Here is a 20,589-nt window from a genome sequence, read left to right as displayed (position 1 = left end):
GGAGGAAGTCCGTCTTGACCTATTCCGAGGCTTCGATGAACGCCCTGCGGCAGGGCGGTGACGAACTGGCCGACGCCACCGTCGCCGCGCTCTTCGAACGCGGGGAGGTGGGCAAGTTCAACACACTGATGCGCTACGTCTCCACCGCCGGCGCTCCCCTGCCGGAGGGGTTGCCCGATGTCGCCCGGGACTACCTTCAGGCCACGAGCGCCCCGCCGTCCTGGGTCGACTGGGAGGAGATGGAGAGGGCCCGGCTGTTCTTCATCGACAACAACGTGCATATTTCCACCGCGCTGTCGTTCGCCTCCATGCCTGCCTGCTACGTGGTCCCGCATGTGGCGAAGCTCCTCTCCGCCACGCACGGACTGAAGTACCCCTCCAAACGGATGGCGGAGACCGGCCAGTTCACCGTCTATCTGATGCGGCCCGACGCCTTCGAGGCCGGGGGCCGCTTCCTCCCCGCCGCCCAGAAGGTCCGCCTTCTGCACGCGTCGATCCGCCATCACCTCCTGCGCGAGGAGCGGTGGGACACCGACGCGCTCGGGACGCCGATCTGCCAGGAGGACATGATCGGCGGGCAGATGTTCTTCTCGCTGCTCGTGCTCGACAGCCTGCACCGCCTCGGCATCCACATGTCGGAAGAGGGCGCGGCGGCCTACTACTACGCCTGGCGTGTGGTCGGCGCGATGCTGGGCGTCAGCCAGGAGGCCGTCCCCCGGTCCCTGGACGAGGCGCGCCGGTTCCTCGATCTCTACATGGTCCGGCACATGGGGCCCTCCGAGGAGGGCGCCCTGCTGACCCGGCAGCTCATCGACCTCTACGAGGAGGTCGTGCCCGGAACCCTCTTCGACCCGATCGTCTCCGCGCTCATCCGGCATCTGGTCGGCGGCACCTGCGCCGACTGGCTCCAGGTGCCCCGCACTTCGTGGGACACCGTCGTCAAGGCCGTACCCCACCTCCTCGGCGTCCTGGAGACCGTCGAGGACCGGTCCCCCCTCGGCGCCTGGGCCCTGGACCGGATCGGTCACCTCACCACCGTCCTCGAACTGTCCTCCCTCACCCGTGGACGCGTGATGCACTACGCCATCCCCGAACAGCTCAAGGAGGAGTACGGCGTCTCCCCCGGGTCGTCCCGCGCCCGCCGATGGAGCCCGCCCGCCGTCACCGTCCCCAGCCACACCCCATCGCGATAATTAGGCAAGCCCACCTACTATGCGGTGTGTCGTCTTCGGGTCCCCACACGCCGAGAAGCCGGTATCCCCCCTTCTTTCGTTCGCCTCCCGGGAACGGATCCGTCCAGACGTGCGCCGCGCCCCTCCCCCGAAGGAGACACGCAGCGCATGTCCATGCCCCGCCGCGGCCGCCTGGCCGCTCTTGCCGCCCTGACCGTCGTATCCGTGGGCGCCGGCGTCCTCGCCGTCCCCGCCTCCGCCGCCACCCCGGGCATCCACGCAGCCGAGCGGGCCGAGGCCGGAGGTACCACGTCCGCGGCCTCCCCGATCCTGGTGTCCGGCCGGTCCTCCTGGGGCTTCAAGGACACCTGGGTCCGCTACGTCACCGGCTCGGGCGGCTCGGTGAACGTCGCCGGCGGCGCGACCTCGGATGCGACCGGACGGGTCGGCTACCCCGTCAAGCACGGCTCGGTGAACCCTGCCGAGCGCTCCGCCGATGTGCGCTTCGGCGGCTCGGTCACCTACGCGGTCCCGAGTCACGGGATAGCCGCCATCACACTCGCCAACCCTCGTGTCGGACCGCCGTCTCCGGCTTCAACGCCTCCCCCGAGCCGGTCCGCAAGGGGCGCACCATCACCGTCAAGGGCACCCTGCGCAGCCTGGACGGCACCTGGAAGAACACTTCCGGCCAGTGGGTGATCATCCTGTTCAAGGCCGACGGCTCCAGCAAGTGGAGCAAGTCGGCGACCGTACGCACCAACGGCAAGGGTGTGTTCTCGAAGGGGTTCACCGCCAAGAAGGACGGCACCTGGAAGGCGCAGTTCAAGGCCACGTCGGCCCGTCTGGGCACGACCGGCGCCGGCGACCGGGTCGACGTGCGTTGACCCGGGTCCTGTCCGTCCCGGTCTCCGCGCCGCTGCCCCTCTCCCGTCGTCCGGGGAGAGGGGCAGCGGCTGTGCCGGGATCCTTGCGGGTGGTGGAGCAGGTCAGGGGGCGGTGCCCCAGGCGAGGGTGGAGCCGGTGAAGACGCCGACCCTCGGGGCGTCGGCGAAGGCGGTGTTGGTGGAGCGGCTGTAGTCGTCGCTCTCCTGGAACGCCGACCAGTCGCTCTTGTTGATCCGCAGTTGGATCTCCCCGGTCGTGGCGCCCGCCGCGAGGCTGCCGGCGCCGAAGCCGACCTCCAGGTAGTGGCCGGCGCCGGTGGCCGGTGAGCTCACCGGTCGGACGCCGTGCGTCACGCTGCCGCAGCCCAGCACCGCGTAGTCGCAGGCGGTGGCGAAGGTGCTCGCGCCGCCGTCGGAGGTGAACCAGTAGCGGGCCGTGACCGTGGACAGGTCGATCGCGGCCGAACCGGTGTTGACCAGGCGCAGGGACATCCGGATCTGGTTGTCGGTCGGAGAGCCGTCGGTGTTGCGGTATTCGGCTTTGAGCGCGCCCGTTCCGGTGCCGCCGCCCGCCTCGGTGGTGACCTGTGCCGCGGGGGCCCCGGCCGAGAGGTTGCCTGCGGCGTCCTTGGCCCTGACCGAGTAGCTGTAGGCGGTCGAGGCGCTCAAGCCGGTGTCCGTGTACGTCGTCGTGGCCGTCGTCCCCACCCGGGTGCCGTCGCGGAGGACGTCGTACCCCGTGACGCCCGTGTCGTCCGTGGACGCCGCCCAGGCGAGGGTGACACTGCTGCTGGACTTGGCCGTCACCCGCAGGTTCGTGGGCACGCTCGGCGCCTGTGTGTCGTCCTCTCCTCCGCTGCCGCCGCCCAGCGGCGGGTTGGCGTTGCGGAGCAGTTCCTGGAACTGTCCGGAGAACCAGTGCCCGGCCACCGGGGAGTCGGGCAGCGCGCCCGTGAGGTTGAAGCCGTTGCGGCCGTTGCCGGTGTACGTCGGGTCGCACATCCGGTCGAAGCCCTTGCCCTCGTCGTTGTCCCTGGGCTCGCTGCTGCCGTCGGACTCGCCCGGGGGCTTGGCCCAGACGTAGGCGTCGATCCCCGGCTCGGGGGCGGTCGTGGGACGCTCGCCGATGCCCGCGCCGCTCTGGTTGCACCAGTTGCCCGCGTGGATGCGGCGGTCGGTCCGGCCACCGTCGACATAGGCGTCGGCGCTGGTCAGCGGTCCGGGTCCGGCGGGCCGGGAGGAGCCGCCCCAGCCGTTGCGGGCGGTGTCGATGAGCATGCCGATGTCGGAGGCGAAGCCCTGACGGACCAGCTCCGTGCGCAGGGCCTTCGCGAACGAGAGCTCGTCCACGTAGTAGTTCCAGTCCACCCAGCGCGACTGGCGCACCGTGGTCCCGTTCACGGAGTCGGTCACCGCGAAGTGCGGCTCCTGGAGCGCCGAGTAGTTGGCCGTGTTCACGATGAAGCCGTGCACGTCGGAGACGGAGGCGCCCTCCATCGTCGCGGCCTTCTTGAACTGCTGTGCCGCGGGAACGAAGTTGGAGTCCCAGCCGAGCCAGCCGTGGTGGGCGGCGTCGACGTAGTTGTAGACGTTGGGCAGCGCGCCCAGGGTGTGCAGGGCGTATCCGATGCCCTTCTCGTAGTTGCCGTTGGCCTTCATCGTGGCGCACTCGGGGGTGGAGCCGGCGGTCCCTCCGGCGTTGGTGACGAGGTTGGGCAGCGAGTCCGGTTCGATGAGCGTGACGATGCGCAGGCTCGCGTAGGCGGGGTCACCGAGGATGCCGGCGATGGGGTCGATGTAGTCGTCCTTGTAGCGGTCCAGCTCGGTGGGGCCGAGTTCACCGTTTGAGGCGAGGGCCGCGCAGTCCCGGCCGGGCAGGTTGTAGATGACGACCTGGAAGAGGTCGGCTCCCTGGCTCACGGCCGTGTCGAGGTGCGCGCGCAGGCCTCGCGCGCCGGGTGTGCCGCCGATCGCGGCGATGCGATCCATCCAGACGAAGGACGGCTCGTCCGCGATGACGTCCCCGCCGGGCTCGGCCGCGGCCTTGGCGGACCAGTCGGGGTTCACGTACGCGGTGGCGCCCGCGTAGGGGTTGTCGACGCGGTCGGCGGCCGACGCCTGCCCGGGTACGGCCACCGCGAGTGCGGCGCCCATGACCAGTGCGGACAGTGCGGCGGCCGCTCTTCTGCGGAGTGCGTGCGGGGTGGTGCCTCTGCTTCTCATTGCGGCTCCGTGCTCCTCTCGTACGTCCGTCGGGGGTGGCGACGGACTGGTTCAGGGGTCCGTGACGCTCAGGAGGTATGGGGATTCGAGTGGGGAAGCGTGCGTGTGGGAGCGCTCCCAAAGTGGCGTGGCATTCGATGGCTGTCAAGCGATGTAGCGCAATTACGTTGCACGGATGTGTAGTTGGAGGGCATTGGAGCGCTCCCACCGACAGCCGGACAAGCGGCACGCGTAGATCAGCGGTGGTGTTCGCGTCGACGATTGGCCGACTACCGACTTGCGGGATGTGCGAGCGCCGCCGCGGGAGAAGGCGCCACAGCACTGGTCTGGGCCAGACCGCATCCGTCCCTCTATCCTCGCCTGTAGCCGGTGACACACCAACTCCCCCACCCAGGTTGCCTGCCGGCTCGTGCCCCCCACGCAACTCCGCTCGAGCAGCCGGGTGATCTCCCCCATTCGCCGCCTCCAGGAGGCCACGGTGAAATCTCGCACCAGAAGCTCGGCGATCATCGGCACGCTCTGCCTCGTCACGTCGCTGGCGTTGGCCACGGCGTCGGCCGACGAGCCCGCCGCCCCGGTTCAGCCGGTGAACGCGTCCCTGACCGAAGTGGCCAGGGCCCAGAGTCCGTCCGCCGGGGCGGCCGGACCCGATGACACGCTGTGGATCGCCGAACGCGCGGGCACCGTAAGGGTCCTGGGCGATCAGGGCCTCGGCGCACCCGTGCTCGACATCTCCGACGAGACCACCACGGACGGCGAACGCGGCCTGCTGGGCGTCGCGTTCGACAAGACCTTCGCGCACTTCTACGTCTCGTTCACGGACCTCGAAGGCACCAGCACGGTGGACGAGTTCGCCGTGGAGGGCGGCGAGCTTCAGCCGGAGACCCGGCGCACCGTCCTCACCCAGACGCAGCCGTACGCGAACCACAACGGCGGGGACATCAAGTTCGGCCCCGACGGCTATCTGTACATCGCCTTCGGTGACGGCGGATCGGGCGGCGACCCGCACGGCAACGGGCAGAAGCTCGACACACTGCTCGGCAAGCTGCTGCGGATCGACCCGAGCGGAGGCGAACCGTACGCCATCCCGGCGGACAACCCGTTCGTGGACGACGCGGATGCGAAGGACGAGATCTGGTCCTACGGGCTGCGCAATCCGTGGCGCTTCTCCTTCGACGCGGGCACGGGCGACCTGCTGATCGGCGATGTCGGCCAGAGCGACTGGGAGGAGATCGACTGGGCCCCGGCGGACAGCGAGGGCGGCGAGAACTACGGCTGGTCCTCCATGGAGGGCACCCACCCCTTCCGGGGCGGCACGGAGCCGGCGAACCACACCCCGCCGGTCCACGAGTACGACCGTACGGGCCTCGGCTGCTCGGTGACCGGCGGATTCGTCTACCGCGGCGACGCGCTCCCGGACCTTCGGGGGAGCTACGTGTTCAGCGACTACTGCGACGGCACGCTGCGTACGCTCCAGCTGGAGAACGGCGAGGTGACCGGCGTGGGCGACCTCGGAGTCAGCGGCGGCGAGGTCGTGTCGTTCGCCGAGGGCGGTGACGGCGAGCTGTACGTCCTCGGCAGCAATGGCGTCGTCTCCCGCGTCGACCCCGCGTGAGCCGCTGAAACGCACGGGCGGTCAGCCGCGCGGACCACGGGCGGGGGTCCGGCCGTACGGCAGGCACTCCGACGCGCCGCCCCGCACGGGTCACGGGAGGCTCCGCCCGGGCGGGGCAGAGCGGCTCGCCCTCTCCGCGCCTTCGCCGCGCTGATGGCCACGGCGGGCGTCCCGGTCGAAGATGCCCAGCAGCTCGCACGGCCCGCCCTCGGCGCCGATCGCGTGCGGGAGCATCGTGGGGAACTCAGCCGCCTGGTTCGTCTCGATCCGCAGGCGCCGGTTGCCCAGGAGCAGGATCGCGGTGCCGGAGAGGACCACGAGCCACTCGCGGCCCGGATGCGCGCGCAGCCGGGAAGGGTTGTCGGGCGGCGGCTCGGTCATGCGCTGACGGATGACGGTCATGCCGGGCTCCGCCTTGATGGGCCACCGCAGCTGACCGTGGGCCCCGTCGATCATCGGGTTGGAGACGATGTCGTCGGAGGCGGTCTCGACCAGCTGGTCGAGGGAGGTGTCCAGCGCGCGGGCGAGCGTGACCAGCTGGTCCAGTGCCAGTCGGCGCCGGCCGTTCTCGATGCGGCTGAGCGTGGACTGACTGACCTTCGCACGGGCGGCGAGCTCCTCCAGGGACCAGCCCTGGGCCACGCGCAGGGCGCGGATGCGTTTGCGTACCAGGCTGTCCAACTCACCATCTTCTTGCGTCATAGGCATGAGCATATGCCAATGGAGCATGGCGCGCCTAGCGTCACGGTGCCATCGACTCCCGGCTCGACGGGGTCCCCGAGGGCCCGTCGAGCCGGGCGCGCGAAGGCGTCGCCAACGCCGTCGAGGCGGCGAACGGGGCGGGCCCTTACGCCCAGGAGCTGGTCCGAGCCGCGCGACAGTCGTTCGTCGACGGTTGGCAGAACGCCATGTGGGCGGGGGTCGCCGTGATGGCCACTCTGTTCCTCTACGTGCTGGTCCGGGGGCCGCTGCGGCCGGCCCGTACCGCGGAGAGCGCCGCGGACTCCCACCCTGCGGTCGGGGAGCCACAACCAGTGGTGGAGGGCCCCTAGGCTTCAGGGCGTGGACATCGAAGCCGTGCGCACATTCGTCACCGTCGCGGACACCGGACAGTTCCGGGAAGCCGCCGTGGACCTGCGCATCAGTCAACAGGCCGTCTCCAAGCGCGTGGCGGGCCTGGAACGCGTGCTCGGGGTGACGTTGTTCGTCCGCACCGCTCGCGGAGCGCGCCCCACTGCGGACGGGCAGGCCTTCCTGCCCCACGCACGCGAGGTGCTGCGGGCCGTGGAGCGGGCCGTCGCCTCGGTACGTCCCGGGGACCGGGTGCTGCGCGTGGACGTGCTCCACCGACGCATCGCCCCGGCGCTGGCCGTACGGGGCTTCTACCAGGCCCACCCCGGCACGGACCTCGACGTGGTGACGCTCGCGGACGCGAACGTGGCCGGGGCGGCCGAGGCGGTGCGGGCCGGCGAGATCGACGCGACCTTCCGCGCCGTGCCCGCGGGCGCGCTGCCCGAGGGGATCAGCGCCGAACGCGTGCTGGACGATCCGTTGCAGCTCCTCGTCGGACCGCGCCACCCGCTGGCCTCCGCCCGGTCGTTGGCCCCGGCGGAGCTGGCCGGGCACCGGATCTGGATCCCGGGCATCAAGCAGGGCACCGAGTGGGCCGCCTACTACGACCGGCTCGCGGAGGACTTCGGTCTGCGCATCGACGCCGTCGGGCCCGACTTCGGGACCGAGGCGCTGATGGACTCGATCGCCGACTCCGCGGCGCTGGCCACACTCATCGGCTCCCGGGACCGCTATGTGTGGCCGGCCTCGCACGACCTGCGGCGGATCCCGGTCGTGGGTCCGACTCCGGTCTATCCGCACGTGTTCGTGTACCGGACGGGCAATCCGCACCCGGTTCTGGCGGCGCTGCGCAGGTACCTCGCGCAGGTACGGCCGACGCCGCCGGCCGACGCGTGGACACCGGGCTGGGCCCGCTGACGCCCGCGCGGCGAACCGCCTCGGCTCAGGGGCGTTGCGCGGGGACGGGCCGGAGCCCGGGCCAGCGGGCGAGCATCCGCCGGCGCATGTCCGTGCAGAGGGCGCTCAGTCCGCTCAAAACATCGCCGCCGGCCGTCATACCGCCGACGACGCCGAGTCGGTGGACGAGGCGTTGCCGGGCGGTCACGGTGCCCCACTTCCAGTCGCGCACCGGGATCCGGGCCAGGTGGTCGGTGCCTTCGCGGTGGGCCCTCTGGACCAGGGCGTCGCCCCGGATCAGCCAGCCGGCGCAGAAGTCGGTGAGGTCGCCGTGGAGTTCATCGCCGGTCTCGGTGCGCCAGGCCGTGCGGTAGGCGGCCTCCGCCCGTTCCAGCAGCGGGGCGGGCGCCGCGGTGACACACCAGCAGGTCGGGAAACCGATGCGCAGGTAGGCGAGCTCCACCAGTCCGCTGCCCAGTGAGGCCTGTTCGAAGTCGATGAACCGGGCCCCGCCGGGGGTGTGCAGGTCGTTGCCGGGGCACGGGTCGCCGTGGAGCAGGGCGTGCCCGGGCGCCCGGGCGAGCCGGTGCACGAGGTCGTCGAGCTCGCCGGGCACGCCGGGAGGGACGGGGGCGTCGAGAGCGGCGGCCAGCCGGAGGAAGGAGGCTGCGTCGGCGGCGTCCGGGCCCTGCCAGCGGGGCAGCACTCCGGCGTGCTCGGGGCGCGCGACGGCATGCAGCCGGGCCAGTGCCGCCGCGTAGTCCACGATCCAGTCGCGGGAGGGTGGTCGGTGGTCCACATGCTCCAGGACCAGCACCCGGTCGTCGGGGGCTGTGCCCAGGAGCGCGGGCACCACGGCCGGGTCGGCTCCGGCGGCGAGACGCAACGCGGCCAATTCACGGGCGTACCGCTCATCGGCGTCGGGGCCGTCGACGATCTGCTTCACCACCACCGGCGCCCCGGCCGTCTCCACCCGCCACACCCGTGAGCGCGGGCTGCTGCTCAACCGCCGGGAACGTCCCGGCGCGCCCAGTCCGGTCCGTAACCCGTCCCCCCACGGCAGCCGCGATCTCATGCGCTCATCCTCGCACGGGGGTCACCTCCCGACCGGGGGATGCCCGGCCTCCCGCCCGACCGTGGAGCGGCGGCGGGTCGAGACGCTCTTCTCCGTGCCGCCCGCGGGTTCCGGGCACCGCTCCGGGCCGCATGGCGCCGTACGGTACGGCGTCGGCCCGCGCCCGAGTCCGGCACCGGGCCCCGCGTTGCGGCGGGGTCGTGGCCGGCACGTACGGTACGGCAGGTGAACGAACCGCTCGAAGCCGTGACCGGCCCCCCTGCGGACGCACGCGTCCGGGCCACGACGACCCGCGTGTTCCTGGCGCTCGCCCCGCCCGACGACGCGAAGGACGAGCTGGCACGGGCGCTGCGCCCGGCCTACGACGCCCATCCCCGCCTGCGGTGGAACCGCATCGAGGACTGGCACATCACCCTGGCGTTCCTCGGTGAGCTGCCGGTCTCCGCCGTCCCGCCTCTGATGCCTCCGCTCGCCGGGCTCGCGGCGCGGCGACGTCCCCTGCGGCTGGCGCTGCACGGCGGCGGGCACTTCGACGAGCGGGTGCTGTGGACCGGGGTCACGGGGGACCTCGCAGGGCTGCATGACCTCGCCACCGACGTACGCGCCCTCGTCAGGGAGTGCGGTGTTTCCTTCCCCGAGCGGCCGCTGCGGCCCCATCTGACGCTGGCCCGGTCCCGCCGGGGCGACCACGCGGCCACGGCGGAGGCCGCGGCGGGGCTCGCCGCGTTCAACGGCCGGAGTTGGGAGGCCGTCCGTCTCCACCTGGTCGGCAGCAACATCGGCCGGGGCCCGGGGCCGATCCACTACCGCGACATCGACGCCTGGGACTTCCACCGCGGAGCGGACGGGATCTGAACGACCGCCGTCCTCCCACGGCGGTCGTAGCGCTGACCGATGACCGACGGCACGCGGTTCCGTGTCGTACGGTTCCGTGCCACGCGGTTCCGTGTCATACGGGCCGTGTCATACGGGCCGTGTCACGCGGGCCGTGTCACGCGGGCCGGTCGTGCGACAGCAGGAACTCGGTGGCCCGCGCGATGGCCTCGGCCGATGTGCCGTGGACGGCCTCCGACTCGTCCTCCCGCAGGTCCGCGCCCGTGGCGGTGTACCACCAGGCGTCAGCGCCCGGATCGTGGTGAATCACGGCGTCGCCGCCCGCGTAATGAAGCGGAATGGACTCGCTGGCGGACTTCTTGGGCACCGCGTGCGGCCACTTGAGGCGCGCCGACTGGCGCTTGATGCCACCCCAGGCCGCGCCGAGCTGCGCGTAGCTGGATCCGCCGCGTCCGGCGACGGTGGCCGCGCTCTCGGCCAGCCGGTCGACGGACCGCTTGGCCTCGTAGAGCGACCGCACCATCGCCAGCTGCACATCGGGCGCGGCCATGAGGGCGGCGTCGAAGGGCTTGCCCGCCGCGCGGTAGGCCAGCGCGCGCGTCGATATCCGTTCCGCCAGTGACCGGACCGCGTCGAGCACCTGCTCGTCCATGGCGAACGTGTCCTCGTCGCGGGGCTCGTTCCAGGCGGGGTCCACCGGGGTCAGGACCGTGGCCCAGAAGTTCTCATCGCTCTGATCAGGGGTCGGGATCGCCTTCACATCATCCATGCGACAATTCTACCTGTCACTGCATCACTTGGCAATCAGCTTTGTCGCATCGGCTACCGACAGGATCACCTGTCATGCACAGATTCATAACTGTACCTTTCGTCAGGTACAGTTATGAAGATCGGGCGGTTCTCACAGTGAGGCTCTCAAGGATGACCATCAGCACCAAGCGGCGCTGGCTGCTCCTGGCCGTGGTGAGCGCGGGGCTCCTGCTGATCACGCTGGACAACTCCATCCTCTACGCGGCCCTGCCGACGCTGGTGGAGGATCTCGGCGCGAGCAGCTCCGAGGGACTCTGGATCATCAACGCCTACCCGGTCGTGATGGCCGGTCTGCTCCTGGGCAGCGGCACGCTGGGTGACCGGGTGGGACACCGGCGGATGTTCCTGATCGGCCTCGTGGTCTTCGGTGCGGCCTCGCTCGTCGCGGCCTTCTCCACCAGTCCGGAGGCCCTGATCGCCGCGCGGGCCTTCCTCGCTGTCGGCGCGGCCGCGATGATGCCCGCCACCCTCGCCCTGATCCGCGTCACCTTCGACGACGAGCGCGAGCGCAACATGGCCATCGCGGTCTGGGGCACCATGGCGGTCGTGGGCAGCGCGCTGGGGCCGATCATCAGCGGGATCCTGCTGCAGCACTTCTGGTGGGGATCGGTCTTCATCATCAACATCCCGGTCGTCCTCGCGGCGGTCGTGGCCACGTGGTTCCTCGCCCCGCCGAACGACCCGGACGCCTCCAAGAGCTGGGACCTGCTCTCCTCGCTCCTGGCGCTCGTCGCCCTGGTCGGCCTCGTCATCGCGATCAAGGAGACGGCGAAGACCGACCGCGCCCCGGCCGTCATCGCCGCCGCCGTCCTCGCGGCGGCGGTCGGCGGATGGACGTTCGCCCGACGCCAGCGCCGCCTGCCCTACCCGCTGCTGGACTTCGCGATCTTCCGCAACCGGGCCTTCCTCGCGGGGGTGCTGGCCGCCGGATTCGCCCTCTTCGCCATCGCCGGCATCCAGCTCGTCACCACCCAGCGATTCCAGCTCGTGGAGGGCTTCACCCCGCTGCGGGCCGGGTTCCTCGTCGCGGCCGTCGCCCTGGGCGCTTTCCCCACGGCGATGCTCGGAGGCGCGATCCTCCACCGGGTCGGCCTGCTGCCCCTCATCACCGGGGGTCTCGCACTGGGTGCCGTCGGCACCGTGCTGGTGCTCACGAACTTCGCCACCAGCATGGGCCTCCTCGTCACCGGGCTGATCATTACCGGCAGCGGCCTCGGCGCGGCCATGTCCGTCGCCTCCAGCGCGATCATGGGCAATGTCCCGGCCCGCAGGGCGGGCATGGCCTCATCCGTCGAGGAGGTCTCCTACGAGTTCGGCAGCCTGATCGCGGTCGCGCTCCTCGGCAGCCTGCTGACCGCCGTGTACTCCGCGACCATCGACCTTCCCACCGGGGTGCCCGAACGGGCGCGCGACAGCCTCGACAGCGCGCTCGCCCTGGCCGGCGAAGGGGCGGGGGCCAACAGCGCGCTGGTCACCGCGGCCTCCGAGGCGTTCGACGGCGCGTACCTCGCCGTGATGATCGTGGTCGCCGCCATCCTCGCCGTCGGCGCCCTCGCGACCGGCGTGCTGCTGCGCCGCCACGGCCCCGGCTCGGCGCTGTCCGTCGGCCCCGGGCACCACTGAAGCGCCGTACCCTACTCAGCTCGTACACCTCTGAGCTCGGCAAACCACCGAGTACCGCACACCACCGACCCGACGGCACGGGAGCCACCCATGCGCACCAGCAAACGGACTCAGATCCTGGAAGCCGCCACCCGTGTCGTACAACGTGAAGGCGTCAAGAGCGTCACCTTCGACTCCGTCGCCGCGGAGGCAGGGCTGACGAAGGGCGGCCTCCTCTACCACTTCGCCTCGCGCGACGACCTCGTCCGGGCGATCCACCAGCACCTGGCCGACCAATGGGAAGCCGACCTGGTCGCGGCGGCCGGGAAGCCCGCGGCCGAGGCCACCCGGGAGGAACGGCTCGCCGCCTACACCCGGGTCGCCATCCAGAGCGCCACACGGGCCGAGCTTCTGCTGATGCTCGAAGGCTCGACGAACCCCGCGCACGCGGCCGTGTGGGAAGCCGTGACGCAACGGTGGGCGCCGTCCCCGGCGTCGGCGGCCGAGGATCCGGCCGCGCTCGACCGGTTCGTCGTCCGCCTCGCGGCCGACGGCCTGTGGCTGTACGAATCCCTGACCGCGGAGCGACTGGACCCCGTCATGCGGCGGGCGGTCGCCGACCGCATCGCCGACGCCCTGACCCACCGCGACGGCTGAACCGTCGGTCAGGCCGGCCCTCGGGGGTTCAGTAGGCGTCGACGGCCTCGCCCAGGGCGGCGGTGAGACGGCCAAGGACGTCCTGCAGCCCCAGAACCTCGTCCATTGACAGGCCGGTGGCGTCCAGCACGCCACGGGGGACGGACAGCGCGCGTTCGCGCAGACCCGCGCCCTCGTCGGTCAGGTCGATCAGAACGGACCGTTCATCCTCGCGGCTGCGTTCCCGCCGCACCAGTCCGGCCGTCTCCAGCCTCTTCAGCAGCGGCGAGAGGGTACCGGAGTCCAGCTGGAGGCGGTCCCCGATGCCCTTGACCGGCTGGGGGCCGTGCTCCCACAGGACCAGCATGACCAGGTACTGCGAGTAGGTGAGGCCCAGATCCTTGAGAGCCTGCCGGTAGAAGCCGCCGAACGCGCGCGACGCGGCGTGCAGCGAGAAGCAGACCTGGTGGTCCAGTCGCAGCAGCTCCGCGTCGGGCACGCCGGAGAGATCGGGCGAGCCGCCCGGAGCAGTGGTCATGAGAACCAGCGTACCGCCGACCATCCTATTGAGTTGTGCACAACTTAGTTGTGTGCAATCTTTATTCGTGTCGCCGCGACCAGCCCGGTCGGGGCTCCAGTGGAGGGTCACCCATGGACGCGTTGTACACCGCCGCCGCCACCGCCAACGGCCGCGAGGGCCGTGCCGTGAGCTCGGACGGTCAGATCGACCTCCCCCTCGCCATGCCTCCGGCTCTCGGCGGCAACGGCCGGGGCACCAACCCCGAGCAGCTCTTCGCCGCCGGCTACGCCGCCTGTTTCGCCAGCGCGATGGCCGCGGTCGGTCGCGAGATGAAGGTCGACACCAAGGACGCGTCCGTGACGGCCGAGGTCTCCATCGGCAAGGACGGCGACGGCTTCGGGCTCTCGGTGGTCATGCGCGTGGAACTCCCGGACACCCTCGCGGGCGAGGCCGGGCGCAAGCTCGTCGAGGCCACCCACGCCTACTGCCCGTACTCCAAGGCCACCCGGGGAAACATCGACGTCGAGCTGGTCATCGAGTAGTCGCCCCGCCCCGGACCACCCCCTCTGGTCCGCATCGGGACGTCACCCCTTCAAGCGGGCCAGCACCGCGCCCACCGCGCGGTGCACGGCCTCGCGCGCCCCGTCGGTCGGGTCGAGGGTCTCGAAGCCGTGCCGCCCCTCCGGTACGTCGATGACCTCGACGTTCGCTCCGCAGCGCGCGGCCTCGGCCAGGAACTCCTCGACGGTCGCGGCGATTTCGGCACTCTCGCGTTCCGCCCGGACCAGCACGACGGGAAGGCTACCGGCCCGGGAGAGGGCCCGGACCGGGTGGAAACGGGTGTCGCCCAGCCCCCAGCTCGGCAGCGGCGAGAGGATCGGGTAGTTCGCGGCCACGCAGCGCAGCCACGGCGGCGGGTCCGTCAGCCAGTCCGCCATGATCGGTCCTCCGCCCGAGAAGAACCACAGGACGATCCGGTCCGCGTCCACCCGCGGGTCGGCGCGCACCCGCTCCACCGCGTCGGCCACGTCCGCGGCGGCCACCTCGTAGCCGGTCACGGCGTGCAGGCGGTGGTCGAGCGTCACTCCCACGACTCCCTGCCCGGCGACGTGGCGTGCGTATCCCGTCAGGGTCGGCCAGTCCCGGGGCGTGGGCCGTGCCTCGGCGGGCACCGGTCCGCCGTGCACGAACACCACGGCCGGGTGCGGGCCCGGACCGTCCGGCAGGTACAGGTCGGTGTTTCCGGTCCGCTCGCGGGGCCTTTCGGGCACGTCGAGGAGGAACGGCCGCAGATGGGCGGGCGTACGGGAGGCGTCGGCGACGGCCAGCCGATGGCCCCCGCCGGACGCGGCCTCGATCAGGGTCTCGGCCAGTGCGGCGGGGCAGGACAGCATCGGCCAGTGCCCGGTGGGCAGTTCGAGGAAGGGCACCCGGGCCTCGGCCAGCGACCGGAGCGCCGGATCGCCGACGTCCACCAGGATCTGGAGCATGTCAACGCCCGGCCCGTTGCTGGTACACAGCACCCCGGTCACGGGCACGTCGGCGACGGCTCCGGTGAGCCGCAGCGGCTGGAGCAGCGTGCCCAGCGGCTGCGGTGCCGCGAGGGCGGTCAGCCCGTCGAGCGCCGCCCCGGAGAGACCCGCGGTGCTCCCCCAGCGGGACCACGCGTCCCGGGCCGGGGGCGGCAGCTCACCGCCGGCCCCCCGTTCCCCGCTCCCGGCGGCGCGCTCCATCACCTCCTCGCGCAGTCGTTGGTCGGGCACGGCGGCCAGGGCGGGGACTCCGTCCCGCGGCATCCCGGCGTCCAGGTAGACGATCCGGGCGATCGCCCCGGCCCTCCGGTCGGCCGCGCCGAGCACCGGGTGGATGCCGTAGTCGTGGCCGACGAGCACGATCTCCCGGCCGGTCTCCGCCGCCACCGCGTCGATCACCGCGAGCACGTCCGCGACATGGGTCTCCAGGTCGACGGCCTCGCCGGGATCTGCGGGGCGTCCGCCGAGCGCGGTGAGCGCCACCGTTCGCACCTCGGTGCCGTCCGCGGCCAGCCGGGCGGCGGTGTCCCGCCACACGTGCGGTCCGGTGAACGCCCCGGCCACCAGGATGAATACAGTCATGGTCCCTCCTCGTCACGGTGTCTTCCGCGCCCCGGCCCGATCTCCCGGCAGCGCTCGCCGTTACCGTAGGAACTCCCCCTGGTGGAGGTTCAAGTGTTCTCGTCGTACGACGGTCTGTGCACCATCGGCGAACTGGCCGAGCAGACGGGCGTGAGCGTCAAGACCGTCCGCTTCTATTCGGACCGAGGGCTGCTTCCGGAGGCGTCCCGCAGCGTCGGCGGCCACCGCAGGTACGCCCCGGAGGCCGTGGAGCGGCTGCGCATGATCCGCTCCCTGCGCGGCCTCGACCTGCCGGTTCCCGAGGTGCGCCGCATCCTCGACGAGCAGGACGAGCAGGACGAGCACGGCGGACAGGACGAGCGGGGCGACAGGGCCGGGGAAGGGGGCGCTTTGGAGGATGCCGTGGCCGCCCGGCTGCGTTCCCTGGGCTCCGAGCTCGCCGCGCTGCGCTGGCGGGAGGCCGCGCTCAGGCTGGTGCAGGAGAGCCCGCCGGCCGAACGGCCCGACCGGTTGCGGCTGGTCGGTGCGGTCGCCGCCCCGCCGAGTACCGCCTCGCTGGCCCGATTCTGGCGTACGTGGCTGCCGCCCCGCATGCCCGCCCGGTCGGTCACCGCGTTCCTCGAGGCGGCGGTGCCGGACCTGCCCGACGACCCGCGGCCGGACCAGGTCCTCGCCTTCGCACGGCTGCACGCCTACGTGACCCGTCCGTGCGGCGGCGGGGGCGGTGGCTATTGCCAGCCTCGGGCGCACGGTGGCGCGGGGGCCCGAGCGTCGGCCGTGCTGTACGCGGGTCTCGCCGAGGCCTACGACCTGGCGGGCCGGGAGCTGCGCCGCGATGCGGAGCCCTGTCCCGGCGAGGCGCTGGACGGTTTCGTGGACGCGTACGCGAGCACGTACGGCGCCCCCGACACGGTCGCCTTCCGCCGCGTACTGGCCGGCCGGCTCGCGGCCGATCCGCGCATCGACCGCTACTGGGACCTGACGGCCGAGGTGATCAGTGCTCCCGGCGGCCGCCCCGAGCCGACTCCGGGCTCCGCGCACGACTGGCTCCTGGCTTCCCTGGGCGCGCAGTTGGAGGTGGTGGACGGCTTGGACGCGCGGGAGGGGCCCGGTCCCCTCGCACCCTCGCCCGGAACGGGCGTACCTGACGGGGCGCGGGCCGTATCACCCCGGTGAGCGGGGCTGTTCGGGCTCCGCGACCGCCCCGTGCAGCAACTCCCGCAGGGCCAGGGCCGCCGCGATCGGTGTGTCGGGGAGCGCCACGTGCACGGTCCGGCGCAGGGCGGGGTCGGTGAGGGGGCGCAGGACGAGTTCCCCGGGGACCGCCGGCGCCGCCAGCGAGGGGACCAGGGCGACGCCGAGCCCGGCGACCGCGTAGCCGAACTTTCCCGCCCACCCAGCGATCCGCATGACGTTTCCCGGGGTGAAGCCCGCTCGGGCGCAGGCATCGGCGAGCACCGTGGGGCGGTCGCCGTACGCGCTCTGGATCCAGGTCTCGTCGCGGAGTTCGTACAGGTCGACGGCTTTGGCCCCGGCCAGGGGATGCCGGCGTGGGAGGGCGACGAGCAGTTCGTCCTCGCAGAGCACGGTGGTCGTGATCCCGTCGGCCGGTGGCAGGCCGTAGGGGTAGTCGCTCACCACGGCGAGGTCCAGCGTTCCGTCGGTGAGCTGCCGCATCAGCGTGCCGGTCGGGCTTTCGGCGGCCACCACCTCGATCCCGGGCCGGGCGTCCTTCAGGGCTCGCAGCGCGGTCGGCAGAAGGGCGATGTTGGCGGTGGCGAACGCGCCCGTGTGCAGCGGCCCACCGTCTCCGGCGTGCAGCACGGTGAGGTCCCGCTCGGCCCGGGCCAGCCGGTCGAGAACGTCCACGGCGTGCAGGTGCAGCACCCGCCCGGCGGGAGTGAGCCGTACACCTCGCGGGAGGCGTACGAGCAGCGGCCCGCCCGCCCGGTGTTCCAGCGCGGCGATCCGCCGGGACACCGCCGACTGCGTGTAGTTGAGCCGGGCCGCCGCCCGTGTGAACGATCCGGTCTCGGCCACGGTGACCAGCAACCGGAGCGATTCGTTCTCCCACATGTCTTCCCCCTGCTCGCCGCGCCCGTCGCCCGGACACCGGCATCCTCCCCGATCGCATTCCGGTTGCGCATGGGTCCGATGCGATGCGGTCGCTGGTGTCATGTCTCGGGCAGTCATAGCGTCGGGTGCGCGGCGGCGCCGAGGGACGGACGCGCGGCCGTCCGGGCCCGCCGCTCGCTCAGCCGAGGATGGGCAGGCACCGGTCGCTTCGATCCCGAGAAGGCGGTTCATCGTGCGGCAGACCCGGAGCGGACCGGAGTTGGGGCAGCGGATCGGCACGTACCACGCCGTGGGGCTCGTCGGCGCGCTCGCCCAGTGCGCGGTGCGGACCGTCACCCTGCTGGTGGTCGTCCTGATCGTCGCGCTGGTGTGGATCAGGCCGAACTCCGCGCTGCTCAAGGGGGCCGTGGCCGCGACCGTGGTGCTCGTCCTGTTCGGACTGCGGCTGGTGTGGCGCTTCGTCACAGCGCGGTACGGCGGCAACCAGTGCCGACTGCACAAGGGAGGCATCGCCGTCACCGGCCCGCTCGGCGGGGTGCGGGACGCGGTGGTGTGGCGGGAGGTGACCGGTCTGCGCAGGACGAGCAGCGCCTCCCTCCTCATGGCATCCCACCGTGTCGAGGTCGAACGGCGGGGTGCACCACCCCTTACCTTTACGGCGCTGGGCCTCGAACCCGCTCTGATCGGCGCCCTGTTGAGTCTCGCCGCGCGCAACGGCCTGGAGTAGGCGATCGGCGCGGTCGAAGCACTCAGTCGGCACCGGCACCGACACCGACAGGATCGCGCGCGCCGCAGACCGCTCACGCCCCGTGCGCCCTCATATGCTTCACCTTCTGCCAGTTCGCCCGTTTCAGGAGGTCCCGTGCCGGCCCGCGCCATGTACTGCTGCACCTGCGATTCCGATGAGCAGCACCGCCCTCTCACCTCCGACGAGAAGACCTGGCTCCGCGGCCGGACGGGCCGCCGGAGCGTGGACGAGTTCTTCATGTGCAAGGCACCGAGCTGCCGCAATGTGCGCAGTGGTTTCAACAAGCACCCGTTCGACCCCGTGATCCGCGTCCCCCTGCCCGACTGACTCCGACCTGGAACGGCTCCGCGCAGAACGGCTCTGCGCAGGACCGGCGGCGCGACCCTTGTCAGTATCCAGAATCCTGTTTACTGTTTGATTCGTGAACGACCTCGACGACCGCCTCCTCACGCGCAACGGCCTCGCCGCCCGGCAGCTGGCCGTCCTGCTCCTGCATCACGAGCCGGACACCCGGCTGCCCCGTGTGCGCGACTTCGCCGAGGAGCTGGGCTGCGGCAACGGAACCGTCCAGGCCGCCCTCCAGCTGCTGGAGGAGGCAGGGGCGATCTCCACGACCGCGCGCGGTCACCTGGGGACCTTCCTGGTCCGGTCGGACCGCACCGTCCTGTGGCGGCTGTCCGGCCTCGGCACCCTGCTCGCAGCCATGCCGCTCCCCTACTCCCGCAGGTACGAGGGGCTGGCGACCGGACTGCGCAGCGCCTTCGAGGAGGCGGGCGCACCGTTCGCGATCACGTTCATGCGGGGCGCCGGAGCCCGCACCGCCGCCCTGCTGGAGGGCAAGGTCGACCTGGTGGTGCTGTCGCGCTTCGCCGCCGACCAGCTGATCGCCGAGCATCCGGTGGAGCTGGTGGCCGACCTCGGCCCCGCCACCTACGTCGGCGCGCACGGCATGCTCGTACGGCACGGGGCGGACCTGGCCGCACCAGGGCTGCGGGTGGCGGTCGACCACGCCTCGGAGGACCTCCGCATGCTCGTGGAGCGGGTGTTCGCCGGCCGGGAGGACATCGAGTGGCGGGAGGCCTCCTACATGCAACTGCACGACCTGTTCGCACGGAACGAGGTGGACGCGACCGTCTGGAACCTCGACGAGGCGCAGGACCGGCTCGGTCTCGGCGTCGACGTGGTGCCGCTCGGCGCCGAGGTCACCCGGGAGCTGGCCCTGCGCAACTCCACCGCCGCCGTGATCGGCCGGACCGAGGGAGCCAAGGCTCTCGCCGCCGTCCGCGAGTCGCTCGACCTGTCGACGGTGACGCGGCTGCAGAGTGAGGTGCTGCGGGGGGAACGCGTTCCCTCGTACTGACACCCGCCGGGCCCGGCCGCCGCGACGCGGATGTTCCGGAGCGCCGCATACCCTGAAAATACAGAATCCTGGTTATTGTTGATTGAGGAGGACCATCATGGACGACCAGCTCGCACTGCGGATCCAGCTGTTCCGCGAAGGCGGTCAGGTCAAACCCGAGGTGGCCGACTTCGTCGCCGCCGAACTGCGTGCCCTGGAAGCCGAGGGGCACCTCGTCACCGAGGCGACGGCGTCCATGCTCACCAGCCATCTCATGATGGCCATCGGCCGCCTGCTGAACGGTGAGCCGATCGAGCAGTTCCTCACCGACGACCAGGTCGCCGCCGAGCTGGCCGACCACCCGGAAGCGGTCGCGCGCGCCCGGGCCGTCGCCGCACGGGCCGAGCGGGAGCTCGGGGCCGCTCTCCCCGGATCCGAGATCAACTTCCTCGGCATGCACCTGGCTGTGCTGCCCCGGAGCTCCCCGCCCGCCCCCATGTCCTGACCGCTCAGGGCCCTCCTCTCCCGTACACCCCCTCTCCGTGGCTCACCCCGCGGACACCCGCAGAAAGCAGAACAGCCATGACGAAGATCCTCACCGGTGGAGTCGGCAAGGTCGAGGTCACCCAGGCCATCGGCAAGCTCGGCATCGACTCCCTCGACGTCGTCCCCTCCAGCGACATGGACGCCGCGATGAAGCTGCGGGTCGGCCAGGCCGACTACTACCTGGGCACCTGCCACACCGGCGCCGGTGCGTCGCTGGGCGTGCTCGTGGGCCTCCTGGGCAGCGCCTCCTGCCACACCTTCGGCCGGAGCGTCCCCACCGAGGAAGCGATCGCCGCCCTGCTCGCCGACGGCAAGAAGGCCTTCGGCTTCTCGATGGACCAGATCGACGTCGTCGCCCCGCTGATGGCCCGCGCCATCGCGGCCCGCGGCTGATCACAGCCTCCTTCATCATCATCCCGGGCACCAA

General features: G+C 71.8%; 22 protein-coding genes and 1 pseudogene. 16 read left to right on the top strand and 7 right to left on the bottom strand.

Going from position 1 to position 20,589, the window contains the following annotated elements; all coding sequences use genetic code 11:
• Positions 1-14 precede the first annotated feature (14 nt).
• The 3 genes and pseudogenes from N7925_RS35395 (at position 15) to N7925_RS36305 (ending at position 2,056) form a co-directional block, all read left to right on the top strand.
• Positions 15-1,193 carry an oxygenase MpaB family protein gene (locus N7925_RS35395; RefSeq protein ID WP_274346313.1) on the top strand — a complete coding sequence of 393 codons (1,179 nt, stop codon included), beginning with the start codon at positions 15-17 and terminating at the stop codon, positions 1,191-1,193.
• Positions 1,194-1,340: 147 nt separating this feature from the next.
• Positions 1,341-1,748, top strand: a pseudogene (locus N7925_RS36310) (HtaA domain-containing protein); the annotation flags it as partial.
• Positions 1,749-1,867: 119 nt separating this feature from the next.
• The gene (locus N7925_RS36305; RefSeq protein ID WP_416222968.1) at positions 1,868-2,056 is read left to right on the top strand and encodes a hypothetical protein; all 189 of its coding nucleotides are present in this window, start codon (positions 1,868-1,870) and stop codon (positions 2,054-2,056) included.
• A 102-nt stretch (positions 2,057-2,158) separates the two neighbouring features.
• Here the strand turns inward: N7925_RS36305 and N7925_RS35385 are convergent, their stop codons facing one another.
• Positions 2,159-4,279 carry a glycoside hydrolase family 6 protein gene (locus N7925_RS35385; protein WP_274346312.1) on the bottom strand — a complete coding sequence of 707 codons (2,121 nt, stop codon included), beginning with the start codon at positions 4,277-4,279 and terminating at the stop codon, positions 2,159-2,161.
• Between the two features lie 478 nt (positions 4,280-4,757).
• Between N7925_RS35385 and N7925_RS35380 the strand changes: the two genes are divergently transcribed.
• Positions 4,758-5,894, top strand: a complete 1,137-nt coding sequence (locus N7925_RS35380; RefSeq protein WP_274346311.1) for a PQQ-dependent sugar dehydrogenase — start codon at positions 4,758-4,760, stop codon at positions 5,892-5,894.
• Between the two features lie 90 nt (positions 5,895-5,984).
• Here the strand turns inward: N7925_RS35380 and N7925_RS35375 are convergent, their stop codons facing one another.
• Entirely contained in the window at positions 5,985-6,596 is a 612-nt protein-coding gene (locus tag N7925_RS35375; RefSeq protein ID WP_274346310.1) for a helix-turn-helix domain-containing protein, read from the bottom strand.
• A gap of 227 nt (positions 6,597-6,823) precedes the next feature.
• Here N7925_RS35375 and N7925_RS36300 point away from each other — a divergent pair, with 227 nt between their 5' ends.
• Both N7925_RS36300 and N7925_RS35365 read left to right on the top strand, forming a co-directional pair.
• Positions 6,824-6,946 (top strand): hypothetical protein, encoded by a 123-nt coding sequence (locus N7925_RS36300; RefSeq protein ID WP_443032335.1) that lies wholly within the window; start codon positions 6,824-6,826, stop codon positions 6,944-6,946.
• A 10-nt stretch (positions 6,947-6,956) separates the two neighbouring features.
• A complete protein-coding gene (locus N7925_RS35365; protein WP_274346309.1) occupies positions 6,957-7,883 on the top strand; it encodes a LysR family transcriptional regulator in 927 nt (308 codons plus the stop codon).
• A gap of 25 nt (positions 7,884-7,908) precedes the next feature.
• Here the strand turns inward: N7925_RS35365 and N7925_RS35360 are convergent, their stop codons facing one another.
• Positions 7,909-8,937 (bottom strand): aminoglycoside phosphotransferase family protein, encoded by a 1,029-nt coding sequence (locus N7925_RS35360; protein ID WP_274346308.1) that lies wholly within the window; start codon positions 8,935-8,937, stop codon positions 7,909-7,911.
• Between the two features lie 225 nt (positions 8,938-9,162).
• Between N7925_RS35360 and thpR the strand changes: the two genes are divergently transcribed.
• On the top strand, positions 9,163-9,792 hold the full coding sequence (gene thpR, locus N7925_RS35355; protein WP_265603597.1) for an RNA 2',3'-cyclic phosphodiesterase: 630 nt from the start codon (positions 9,163-9,165) through the stop codon (positions 9,790-9,792).
• Positions 9,793-9,928: 136 nt separating this feature from the next.
• On the opposite strand, the gene N7925_RS35350 is transcribed toward thpR, so the two are convergent.
• Entirely contained in the window at positions 9,929-10,540 is a 612-nt protein-coding gene (locus N7925_RS35350; protein WP_274346307.1) for a hypothetical protein, read from the bottom strand.
• Between the two features lie 152 nt (positions 10,541-10,692).
• Between N7925_RS35350 and N7925_RS35345 the strand changes: the two genes are divergently transcribed.
• Complete coding sequence (locus tag N7925_RS35345) at positions 10,693-12,204, top strand: MFS transporter (protein ID WP_274346306.1); 1,512 nt, start codon at positions 10,693-10,695, stop codon at positions 12,202-12,204.
• Positions 12,205-12,294: 90 nt separating this feature from the next.
• A complete protein-coding gene (locus N7925_RS35340; RefSeq protein ID WP_265603594.1) occupies positions 12,295-12,840 on the top strand; it encodes a TetR/AcrR family transcriptional regulator in 546 nt (181 codons plus the stop codon).
• Positions 12,841-12,868: 28 nt separating this feature from the next.
• Here N7925_RS35340 and N7925_RS35335 read toward each other — a convergent pair whose 3' ends face one another.
• Entirely contained in the window at positions 12,869-13,357 is a 489-nt protein-coding gene (locus N7925_RS35335) for a MarR family winged helix-turn-helix transcriptional regulator (RefSeq protein ID WP_274346305.1), read from the bottom strand.
• A 113-nt stretch (positions 13,358-13,470) separates the two neighbouring features.
• Here N7925_RS35335 and N7925_RS35330 point away from each other — a divergent pair, with 113 nt between their 5' ends.
• Entirely contained in the window at positions 13,471-13,881 is a 411-nt protein-coding gene (locus tag N7925_RS35330; protein ID WP_215103269.1) for an Ohr family peroxiredoxin, read from the top strand.
• Between the two features lie 42 nt (positions 13,882-13,923).
• Here the strand turns inward: N7925_RS35330 and N7925_RS35325 are convergent, their stop codons facing one another.
• Positions 13,924-15,453: an alpha/beta hydrolase gene (locus N7925_RS35325; protein WP_274346304.1), complete on the bottom strand. Its 1,530-nt coding sequence runs from the start codon at positions 15,451-15,453 to the stop codon at positions 13,924-13,926.
• Between the two features lie 93 nt (positions 15,454-15,546).
• On the opposite strand from N7925_RS35325, the gene N7925_RS35320 reads away from it, so the two are divergent.
• Positions 15,547-16,629, top strand: a complete 1,083-nt coding sequence (locus N7925_RS35320; protein WP_274346603.1) for a MerR family transcriptional regulator — start codon at positions 15,547-15,549, stop codon at positions 16,627-16,629.
• Here N7925_RS35320 and N7925_RS35315 read toward each other — a convergent pair.
• The gene (locus N7925_RS35315; RefSeq protein WP_274346303.1) at positions 16,618-17,529 is read right to left on the bottom strand and encodes a LysR family transcriptional regulator; all 912 of its coding nucleotides are present in this window, start codon (positions 17,527-17,529) and stop codon (positions 16,618-16,620) included. The two genes, N7925_RS35320 and N7925_RS35315, sit on opposite strands and share 12 nt — an antisense overlap.
• A gap of 232 nt (positions 17,530-17,761) precedes the next feature.
• Between N7925_RS35315 and N7925_RS35310 the strand changes: the two genes are divergently transcribed.
• The 5 genes from N7925_RS35310 to N7925_RS35290 all read left to right on the top strand — a co-directional run bounded on the left by N7925_RS35310 (position 17,762) and on the right by N7925_RS35290 (position 20,555).
• Positions 17,762-18,256, top strand: coding sequence for a hypothetical protein (locus N7925_RS35310; protein ID WP_274346302.1), 495 nt, complete (start codon positions 17,762-17,764; stop codon positions 18,254-18,256).
• Between the two features lie 135 nt (positions 18,257-18,391).
• Positions 18,392-18,604, top strand: a complete 213-nt coding sequence (locus tag N7925_RS35305) for a hypothetical protein (protein WP_265603588.1) — start codon at positions 18,392-18,394, stop codon at positions 18,602-18,604.
• A gap of 94 nt (positions 18,605-18,698) precedes the next feature.
• Complete coding sequence (gene yhfZ / locus N7925_RS35300) at positions 18,699-19,637, top strand: GntR family transcriptional regulator YhfZ (protein WP_265603587.1); 939 nt, start codon at positions 18,699-18,701, stop codon at positions 19,635-19,637.
• 97 nt (positions 19,638-19,734) lie between these two features.
• Entirely contained in the window at positions 19,735-20,121 is a 387-nt protein-coding gene (locus N7925_RS35295; protein WP_265603586.1) for a PRD domain-containing protein, read from the top strand.
• 77 nt (positions 20,122-20,198) lie between these two features.
• Positions 20,199-20,555 carry a DUF2620 domain-containing protein gene (locus tag N7925_RS35290; RefSeq protein WP_265603585.1) on the top strand — a complete coding sequence of 119 codons (357 nt, stop codon included), beginning with the start codon at positions 20,199-20,201 and terminating at the stop codon, positions 20,553-20,555.
• The last annotated feature ends 34 nt before the right edge of the window (positions 20,556-20,589 follow it).

Origin of the sequence: Streptomyces sp. CA-278952 (assembly GCF_028747205.1) — a bacterium.
Lineage (GTDB): Bacteria > Actinomycetota > Actinomycetes > Streptomycetales > Streptomycetaceae > Streptomyces.
The sequence above is the reverse complement of the archived record's forward strand: the minus strand, read 5'-3'. Positions and strand labels throughout refer to the sequence as shown.